The organism is Coleofasciculus sp. FACHB-712, from assembly GCF_014695635.1.
Classification (GTDB): domain Bacteria; phylum Cyanobacteriota; class Cyanobacteriia; order Cyanobacteriales; family FACHB-T130; genus FACHB-T130.
The window spans coordinates 1-9,451 of record NZ_JACJOQ010000476.1 but is presented as its reverse complement, the minus strand read 5'-3'; the positions used below and the strand labels follow the sequence as shown (position 1 = coordinate 9,451).

At 46.8% G+C, this 9,451-nt stretch carries 5 protein-coding genes; 2 read left to right on the top strand and 3 right to left on the bottom strand.

The features are described 5' to 3' along the window. From H6F50_RS15455 to gyrB, 3 genes are all read right to left on the bottom strand, one after another. Positions 1-668: ABC transporter ATP-binding protein (locus H6F50_RS15455; RefSeq protein WP_190429378.1), on the bottom strand; the 668-nt coding region annotated here is incomplete at its 3' end. An 89-nt stretch (positions 669-757) separates the two neighbouring features. Continuing rightward, positions 758-1,735, bottom strand: coding sequence for a type IV pilin-like G/H family protein (locus tag H6F50_RS15450; protein WP_190411113.1), 978 nt, complete (start codon positions 1,733-1,735; stop codon positions 758-760). Positions 1,736-2,172: 437 nt separating this feature from the next. After that, positions 2,173-4,116, bottom strand: coding sequence for a DNA topoisomerase (ATP-hydrolyzing) subunit B (gene gyrB, locus H6F50_RS15445; protein WP_190429377.1), 1,944 nt, complete (start codon positions 4,114-4,116; stop codon positions 2,173-2,175). 435 nt (positions 4,117-4,551) lie between these two features. Between gyrB and miaA the strand changes: the two genes are divergently transcribed. Both miaA and H6F50_RS15435 read left to right on the top strand, forming a co-directional pair. Further along, entirely contained in the window at positions 4,552-5,478 is a 927-nt protein-coding gene (gene miaA / locus H6F50_RS15440; RefSeq protein WP_190429379.1) for a tRNA (adenosine(37)-N6)-dimethylallyltransferase MiaA, read from the top strand. A 555-nt stretch (positions 5,479-6,033) separates the two neighbouring features. Further along, positions 6,034-9,186, top strand: coding sequence for a PAS domain S-box protein (locus tag H6F50_RS15435; protein ID WP_190429376.1), 3,153 nt, complete (start codon positions 6,034-6,036; stop codon positions 9,184-9,186). Positions 9,187-9,451: the final 265 nt, after the last annotated feature.

Genomic DNA, 9,451 nt, shown 5'->3' with positions numbered 1-9,451 from the left:
GTTGTCGGTTCGTCAGCAATCAATACCGCTGGATTGCAGGAAATAGCCATTGCAATCATCATCCGCTGCAATTGCCCGCCGGAGAGTTCGTGGGGGTAGCGATCCAGCATTGCCAATTTTTGCTGATTGACCTGCTGATTAATTTCCGCTTCGCTTTCTCTTCTGGCTTCTGGTCTTTCTTCTAGATAGCGTTGCCGCATCTCTTCATCGCTAGCGAGGAGTTTGACTTCTTGGAGACGCGCGATCGCTTGCCGCCTCGCCTCGGCAGGGGTTACATTTTGATGCTGACGGATTGCCTCGACTAACTGAAACCCACACGTAAAAACTGGGTTTAAGGAACTCATCGGTTCCTGAAAAATTATCGAAATCTGACCACCTCGATATTTCCGCAACTCCTCTGCACTCAGATCCCGCAGATTCACTACAGATCCGCCTCGTTCCTGTGAGTTTTGAAACCAAATTTCACCGCCGCTAATCCTGCCCGGAGTTGGCACCAGACCCATGACGGCGAGGGAAGTCACCGATTTACCCGATCCCGACTCTCCCACAATGCCCAAAGTCTGCCCGCGACTCAGTTTGAAGGAAATACCATCAACTGCCAGAATTTGCTTTTCATCAGTTAAAAATTGAACTTGCAGGTTGCGGATGTCTAAAACGGTGTCACTCATGGCAGTCAAGGCAAAAAATTTAACTGGATTTTAACAATCTATGCGATCGCAAGAGAATCAATCGGGTTGTTGATAGCGACGGCAGCCGATTACTGTAACAGACGCGAACCCGATGGACATTGAACTGCTGATGAGCCACTCTGCGGCGGTTTCGGCATCGCTGGAGCCGAGGTTGAGGGGCGCTGGGTTTCGCAAACCGCTACGAGGGTGGTGGCTTCACCGTTCTTTTTGGTGGCAAATACCGCACCTGTGTAGCTATGAATTTCAGCATTCTTGGCTTGGGCGGCGATCATCACGCTTTGGGCGTCCTTTCCGGGTGATACCAACCGATAGTTGTAATACACGCTGGCTGGCTCGCCTCCTAAACCTAAATCTTCAGTGTTTGTGGCAAATTTGCCTTTTTGCTGATAATAAGCCTGTTGCGCTTTGTTTACCATCGCGATATACAGTTTGGCTTCCGTTTGCGGTTTTGGGAGCTGCGAATCTTCGGACACCTGACTCTGTGCATTTTCCAGCTCAATTACTTTGGCGTCTTTGGGTAATGTCGCGCTGTCGGAAATTTTCTCAAATATCGTTGCCTTGGGAGTAAAAGCATTGGGTCTGGGTTGTCCAGCTTGCCGTCCCTCTAATTCCAGACGTAGTTTACCGCGATCGATAAATTCAAAAATGCTCAGGATGCTCTCTTTTTTGCTAAAAACCAGGTCAAGTTGTCCCGGTTTAGCCTGGGAATTAACCTTGTACTTAATTCCGACGGCAACCGGAGGTCCATCAGACGTTGGAAATACAATGAATAATTTTCCCTCTGGCGCAAATATAAATGTGACCAACTCCCCGGTTTGCGGATCTTCGGCTTGCCATTGCCCTACAAATTGCTGGGTGGCGGTCGTTGCTGGTGTGGTTTTGGTTGGAGTCGCTGCGGGTGCGGGTTTGGCTGGGGTATTTGCCGATGTCCCTAGGATACCTGTCACCAGGATGCCGTTGATTGCGATTAATAAGCTGGATACAATCAACTTGTTGTTAACTGGGAGTTTCACTAGTTTGGCAAAGTTGATGATAAAGTGATTCATTATTTTTTGGTGTTTGCTTGATATTTTTTATCCAAATTTTGATGATTTTCCCGTGAAATGTCGGAGATTAAATTAGTAAGACATGAAATTGCAAATATAGTTTCCTTCAAGTTATAACATAGCCAAGCTATAGCAATTCTAATTGAGTGATGAGCTGGTTCTTCATATCCCGATTTTTAGAGAAGTCGGGGTTCTGTTCTTCATGAATCATTTAGAGCCGCTATATAGCCTTTTACAGGCTTCGATGTCACAGAAAAAATAGCGATCGCGTTTTTTTGTGCAGTGTTGATGGGAAATCTAGTGCAGCTGCTTTAAAAGACAAAAGTATGGTTAAGTTCTTAATTAACCATACTTTTGTAACAAGGCAACCTTATGTACTAATCATTTTTACATTAGTTGCCCAATTTTGGGGTATTCAATCATTTCAACCGGAGAATCTAAATATCTAGATCGTTGAGATTGAGACGAGGGCCATAGGTTTCGATAAATTCGCGGCGGGGTGCAACGCGATCGCCCATTAGAACGGTAAAGATGCGATCGGCTTCCGCCGCATCTTCAATTTCCACCCGTTTGAGAGTGCGAGTTTCCGGGTTCATGGTAGTATCCCACAACTGTTGCGGCATCATTTCACCCAAACCTTTGAATCGCTGGATAGTGTAGTTGGCATTAGCGGGAAACTCATGCTGAATCAGGTTTGCCATTTCGCGATCGCTATAGCAATAGTAATGATTGCGTCCGCGTTCTACCTTATAGAGTGGAGGACAAGCGATATAGATGTAACCCTGCTCGATTAGCGCCCGTTGATAGCGATAGAAGAACGTTAATAACAGCGTCCGAATGTGCGCCCCATCTACATCGGCGTCAGTCATAATCACGATGCAGTGATAGCGCAGCTGAGAAGCATCGAACTCCTCACCCTTAACACCCAATCCCAGTGCGGTGATTAGCGCCTGGATTTCGGTGTTTTTGTAGATTTTGGCATCGTCGGTTTTCTCAATGTTGAGAATCTTACCGCGCAATGGGAGGATAGCTTGGTTGCGTCTGTCCCGTCCTTGTTTGGCACTTCCTCCGGCTGAGTCCCCTTCTACGATATAAATCTCAGATTCCGAGGGATCTCGCGTACTGCAATCGGCTAATTTACCCGGTAAAGGAGAAGATTCCAAAACCGATTTGCGGCGCACTAACTCTCGTGCGTGACGCGCTGCCTCGGCGGCTTTGAAAGCTTGAATTGCTTTCTCCAGAATCGAATCGGCAACGTTTGGGCGGAACTCTAAATATTCTGTGAGAACTTCGCCAACTAGGGAATCAACAATTCCTCGGACTTCGGTGTTACCGAGTTTGGTTTTAGTTTGTCCTTCAAATTCCGGATCGGGGACTTTGACGGAGATAACCCCCGTTAAACCCTCGCGGACATTCTCCCCACCGAGGTTCGGTTCATTTTCTTTGATTTTATTGCGCTTGCGAGCGATCGTATTCAGCGTCCGCGTCAGCACCGCCTTCAACCCTTCCAGGTGAGTACCGCCGTCAACTGTACGAATATTATTTGCGAACCCCAGCAGAGTATCTGTATAGGCATCGACGCACCACTGCAACGCCACCTCTACTTGTACATTGTTGCGTTCGCCGGATACATAGATAATTTCTTCGTGGAGAGCCTGTTTATCGCTATTCATATAGGCGATATACTCTTTAATACCTCCTTCATAACAATAGGTTTCTACTCTTGGCTCTCCACCCTTAACTAATTCCAGGCGGTTGTCAGTAAACGTAATTTTGACTCCCGCATTTAAGTAAGCCAGTTCCCGCAAACGACTTGCCAAGGTGGTGTAATCAAACTCAATGCCAGTCGTCACAAAAATCTGTAAATCTGGCTTGAAACTAATCGAGGTGCCTGTCCTCGCTTCTTTAATTGGCGTTGCCTTGAGTTCGGTGACAGGAATACCCCGCTCAAAGCGCATGATATGCTCCCGCTTCTCCCGCCAAACGGTTACTTCCACCCACTCAGACAAGGCATTGACTACGGAGATCCCGACACCGTGCAAACCACCAGAAACCTTGTAACCGCCGCCGCCAAATTTCCCTCCGGCGTGCAGCACCGTCATCACCGTTTCCAAAGCTGATTTGCCTGTAGTGGGATGAGTATCTGTGGGAATCCCCCGCCCATCGTCTGTCACCGTCACCGAACCATCAGCGTTTATGTCTATCTCCACATGGGTGCAATAGCCAGCCAGAGCCTCATCAATAGAGTTGTCCACCACCTCGTAAACTAGATGATGGAGTCCCCTAGGGCCAGTCGAACCGATGTACATCCCCGGTCTTTTCCGGACTGGTTCAAGACCTTCTAGAACTTGAATCTGATCGGCACTGTAACTGCTCGTCATGAATAAGGATTCTCCAATAATGGCTTGGAAGCCCACCGGGACTTCAAAAATGTAAAAACACTCCAAAATTATAACACAAAAGGTTCCGGGGCGACTGTAGGGCGATTTCAAGAGATATTTGTTTAGGGGCTGTACCCAGTGAAAGGCAACAACGCAGGAAAGCACGGTGGCACAAGGGAACGGGAAGCGAGAGAAACAGACACAGAGAGCAGCGGAAAATTACCTGCTCACTCAGTCCTTAACCCTCAATCCTCAGCCCTCTTCACTCAATCCTCAGCTAACCCTCAGTCCTCTTCACTCAGTCCTCAGTCCTCAGCTAACCCTCAGTCCTCTTCACTCAGTCCTCAGTCCTCAGCTAACCCTCAGTCCTCTTCACTCAGTCCTCAGTCCTTAGCTAACCCTCAGTCCTCTTCACTCAGTCCTCAACCCTCAGCTCTGATTGTTATTTGTGGTGCTACTGCGACGGGAAAATCAGGGCTGGCATTAGCATTGGCGCAGCGGCTGGGTTCTGTAATTCTTAGTGCTGATTCGCGTCAAGTGTACCGCGAATTTGATATTGGCACAGCTAAGCCAACAGATGCTGAGCGCAAGTTGGTACCGCACTACTTAATTGATATCTGCGATCCCACAGAAACTTTGACGGTGGCAGATTACCAGCAGCAGACGCAAGCTTTAATTGCTGCTTTGGGCAAGGAAACTCCGCCTCTTTTGGTGGGAGGGACGGGTTTATACATCCGTTCTATTGTGCAGGGGTTAAAAATTCCTAGAGTAGCGCCCCAAGAAGAATTGCGATCGCAACTGCAATCTCTCGGTCAAATCCAACTTTACGCTTTTCTACAACAAGTCGATCCCGTTGCCGCTCAGAAAATTCATCCTAACGATCCTGTGCGGACATTGCGAGCATTAGAAGTATTTTATGTGACGGGTCGCCCGATTTCAGAGCAGCAAGGAGAGAATCCACCCGATTATCCCATTCTCCAAATTGGCTTAGATTGCCCGGACTCTAGCTACCTTACTCACCGAATTGAACAGCGAACCGAACAGATGTTAGCCGCAGGGTGGGAAGCCGAGGTAAAAACCCTTTGTGAGAAATACGGTTGCAATCTGCCGCTGCTGGATACGCTAGGTTATAGGGAAATGAAGCAATATTTAGCTGGAGAGATTTCTCTATCGGACGCCAAAGAGTTAACCGTTTTGCACACTCGTCAATTTGCCAAGCGACAACGCACTTGGTTTCGTGCTTATCCCCAAATTGAGTGGTTTGAGGCAAATCAACCCGATTTATTGGAGCGCGTGTGGCAACGAGTGCTAGAGTTCATTGCCGCAAGTTGTCAAGATGTGCCTCCTCAAGCTAGATGCTAACTTCCTGTCCAATTTTATACTCTTGTAACTAAACTTAACTTCGTACATTTTCGAGTTGTATGGAAGTGATTTCTTTGCTTTCTTCTACAAGGAGTTGAAGGATTGGTGTATAGCAGATTACCCAGGAAATGCAATGATAAACTTTTCTGCTATATTAAACCGCCATCAACCTTTAGAGAGATTTTATAGAATTTATATATGAATAGGAAAACCATTTAATAGACTATGAAAACAGCAAAACCGCCTTTTTAAATTCCTACGGGTACAAATAACCCTTAGCAGTTGCGATCGCATTTCCGGCACTGCGGTAAAAGGCTGGAGACCTTTAGTTTGAGCGAGAATGCGTAGAATTTAGCGATTTTCATGTAGATTTTCCTGAAACTGTTAGTCAATTGGAGCGCCAGGGAACAATCTAGCTAGGGTTATCGGACGGAAAAGTTGATCGCTGAGACTTTCTCCTGCTTTTTCAGCATTGAGACATTTAGCGCGACAAGGCAGAACAAGCATTTTCAGATGATGGCTACCGAAATCCGGTCCAAGTAGGAATAAGTACTGATGAAAATTTTAGAGTCTAGGAAGGAAGCGGCGAGGCTAGAAGCTCTGCGCCGATATCGGATTCTTGATACAGAACCCGAAGAGGCATTCGACGATCTTGCCCATTTAGCGGCGCACGTTTGTGGAACCCCGATTGCGTTAATAAATTTTTTGGATAAAAACCGTCAGTGGTTTAAGTCAAAGGTGGGTTTAGAAGTATCAGAATTCCCCCTTGATATCGGGTTCTGCCCCCTACTTGAGCAACACGAAATTTTAATGATTCCTGATACATTGGCTGATAAGAAGTTTGCCACTAATCCGGTCGTCATTGCTTGCCCCAGCGTCCGATTTTATGCGGGCGCACCGCTGATAACGCCTGAGGGACAGATAATCGGGACGATCTGTGTTGTTGATTATGTACCGCGAAACCTCAGCCCAGAACAAGTAGAGGCACTTAAAGCTTTAAGCCGCCAGGTAATTAGCCAACTAGAGCTACGGCGCAATTTAGCTGAAAAGGAACGCAGCATCGCTGCACGCGAACGAGCCGAGGAGGCGCTACAGCGAGCTGCTACCGAGAACCTGCACCTGGCACGGGCGATTACTTCAGCTTCTGAGGGAGTGATTATTACCGATCCGAACCAGCCAGACAACCCGATCGTTTACGCAAACCCAGCTTTCTCGCGGATCTCTGGGTATAAGCCAGAAGAAATTATGGGTCGCAACTGCCGTTTTCTGAAAGGTTCTGGCACAGATCCGCAAGCGATCGCTCAAATTCGCCAAGCGATCGCCGAACAAAAGGAGATTCAAACGACGCTGCTGAACTATCGAAAAGACGGTCAGCCATTCTGGAATGAATTAAGAATTTCGCCAGTATTTTCAGATGAGGGGAACTTACTCTACTTCGTAGGCTTGCAAACGGACATCTCCGCTCGTAAGCGGGCAGAGGAAGAGCGCGATCGCTTATTCACCCTCTCGTTGGATATGCTGTGTATTGCTAGTTTGGATGGCTATTTTAAGCGCGTAAACCCAGCTTTTGAGAAAACACTTGGGCTTTCTCAAGAAGAACTTTGCTGTACGCTACTGTTTAACTTTGTTCATCCTGAAGACCAAGGAAAAACCCGTGACGAATTCCAGAAACTTGCCACGGGCGAACCAACCATCGACTTTGAGAACCGCTACATCTGTCAGGATGGTTCGTATAAATGGCTATCCTGGACAGCCTCTCCAGTCGTTGAAGAAGGCTTGATGTATGCGATCGCCCGCGACATTACCGAGCGCAAAGCTAACGAGGAGGCATGGCGTCAAAGCGAAGAGCGGTTTCGCAATTTAGTCGAAACCACTAGCGATTGGGTCTGGGAAGTGGATGAAAACGTTGTTTACACGTATGTCAGTCCGAAGCTCCGCGACATTTTGGGTTATGAACCAGAAGAAGTTCTGGGCAAAACTCCCTTCGATCTCATGCCTCCGGAAGAAGCTTTTCGAGTTGCTAATATTTTTGGGCAAATGGCTGCCCTTGCACAACCCATTACGTGTCTTGAGAATACGACTGTTCACAAAGACGGTCATCTGGTTGTCCTAGAAACTAGTGCAGTTCCAGTTTGGAATTGTGATGGAAAATTCCAAGGTTATCGCGGCATGGATCGGGACATCACCGAGCGAAAGGAGGCAGAACAAAAAATCCGCAGACAAGCTGCCTTGCTAGATGTAACAACAGATGCAATTCTTGTGCGAAATCTAGAAGACAAAATCGTACTTTGGAGTAAAGGAGCTGAGTTACTGTACGGTTGGAAGGCGGAGGAAGTTCTGGGGAAAAATGTTTCGGAGATTTTGTACAACGATCCTTCGCCTCAACTCCTAGAAGCGCACAAGACTGTTAACAACAAAGGTGAATGGCAAGGTGAATTGTATAAAGTCACCAAAGAAGGCAAACAAATTGTCGTTGCCAGTCGTTGGAGTTTGGTGCGCGATGATGAAAACAACCCCAAATCAATCCTCTCTGTAGACACCGATATTACAGAGAAAAAACAACTTGAAGCACAGTTCCGCCGCGCCCAACGGATGGAGAGTATCGGTACTCTGGCTGGCGGTATTGCCCACGATCTAAACAATGTACTGACGCCAATTCTTGCCGCCATTCAAATCTTACAAATGGTAATTCCCGATTCGCGCAGTCAGCGGCTTTTGGATTTACTAGAAACAAATACTAAACGGGGTGCCGAGCTAATTAAGCAAGTCTTGTCATTTGCGCGAGGAGTTGAAGGGGAGCGAATGACCCTTCAAGTAGGGCACTTAATTGGGGAAATTCAAAAAATTGCCAAAGAGACCTTTCCTAAATCAATCGAAATCTATACAGATGTACGAATGATGGAACTTTGGCCTGTCTCTGGAGATGCCACTCAAGTACATCAGGTGTTGATGAATCTCTGCGTGAATGCCCGTGATGCGATGCCAGATGGTGGAGTCTTGAGTATCTCTGCCGAAAATCTTATCATCGATGAAAACTATGCCCGGATGAATATTGAGGCCAAAATGGGGCCTTATATCGTTATTACTATCTCGGATACTGGAAGTGGTATTCCTCCAGAAAGTTTAGAAAGAATTTTTGAACCATTTTTCACAACAAAAGAACTCGGTAAAGGCACAGGGCTAGGTCTGTCCACTGTGTTGGCAATCATTAAAGGTCATGACGGTTTTATCAATGTCTATAGCGAAGTAGGAAGAGGAACCCAATTTAAAGTTTATTTTCCAGCAACTAACACAACTACAACAGATCCAGAAGCTACGGAGCGTTATGAACTGCCCAGAGGTCACGGAGAATGGATTCTTGTGGTTGATGATGAACCAGCCATTCGAGAAGTGACTAAAACATCCCTAGAAGCCTATGACTATCGGGTACTCACTGCCAACGATGGGATTGAAGCGATCGCACTCTATGCCCAGCATCGCGCGGAAATCAATGTCGTGTTAATTGATATGATGATGCCTACGATGGATGGTCCAACCACCATCCGCGCCCTACAAAAAATGAACCCGCAGGTCAAAGTTGTTGCTGTGAGCGGACTGGTTTCCAACCATAAGCTCCCAGCGATCGCAGGTGGCGTAGTTAAAAGATTTTTGTCGAAGCCCTACACCGCAGAAGATTTGTTGAAATCTATTCACGAGCTTCTAAGTTAGCGCTGTGATTCCAGCAGTCGATGCAATACGCGCTACGAGGTCAAGTATGCACGATTGGCACTCCCTCCCCTTTCTAGCACTAACTTTTGCCCTGTTTATCATCTTCCTCAAGATTTTAACGAACCAAAGCTTTGTGCCTAATTTTTTCTTTAGATAAACTAAAAGTAAGCATACAAGGTGTTAGCGATGGATTACCAAAAGTTTGTTGAGCAACTGCCCAGCCTTTATGAAAATTGGGGACGCGAATCGGTTGTACCTAAATCAA

What these genes read in the sequence shown, in the direction of transcription:
- H6F50_RS15435 (WP_190429376.1), top strand. Translation starts at nt 6,034, where the DNA reads ATGAAAATTTTAGAGTCTAGGAAGGAAGCGGCGAGGCTAGAAGCTCTG.
- H6F50_RS15450 (WP_190411113.1), bottom strand. Translation starts at nt 1,735, where the DNA reads ATGAATCACTTTATCATCAACTTTGCCAAACTAGTGAAACTCCCAGTT.
- gyrB (WP_190429377.1), bottom strand. Translation starts at nt 4,116, where the DNA reads ATGACGAGCAGTTACAGTGCCGATCAGATTCAAGTTCTAGAAGGTCTT.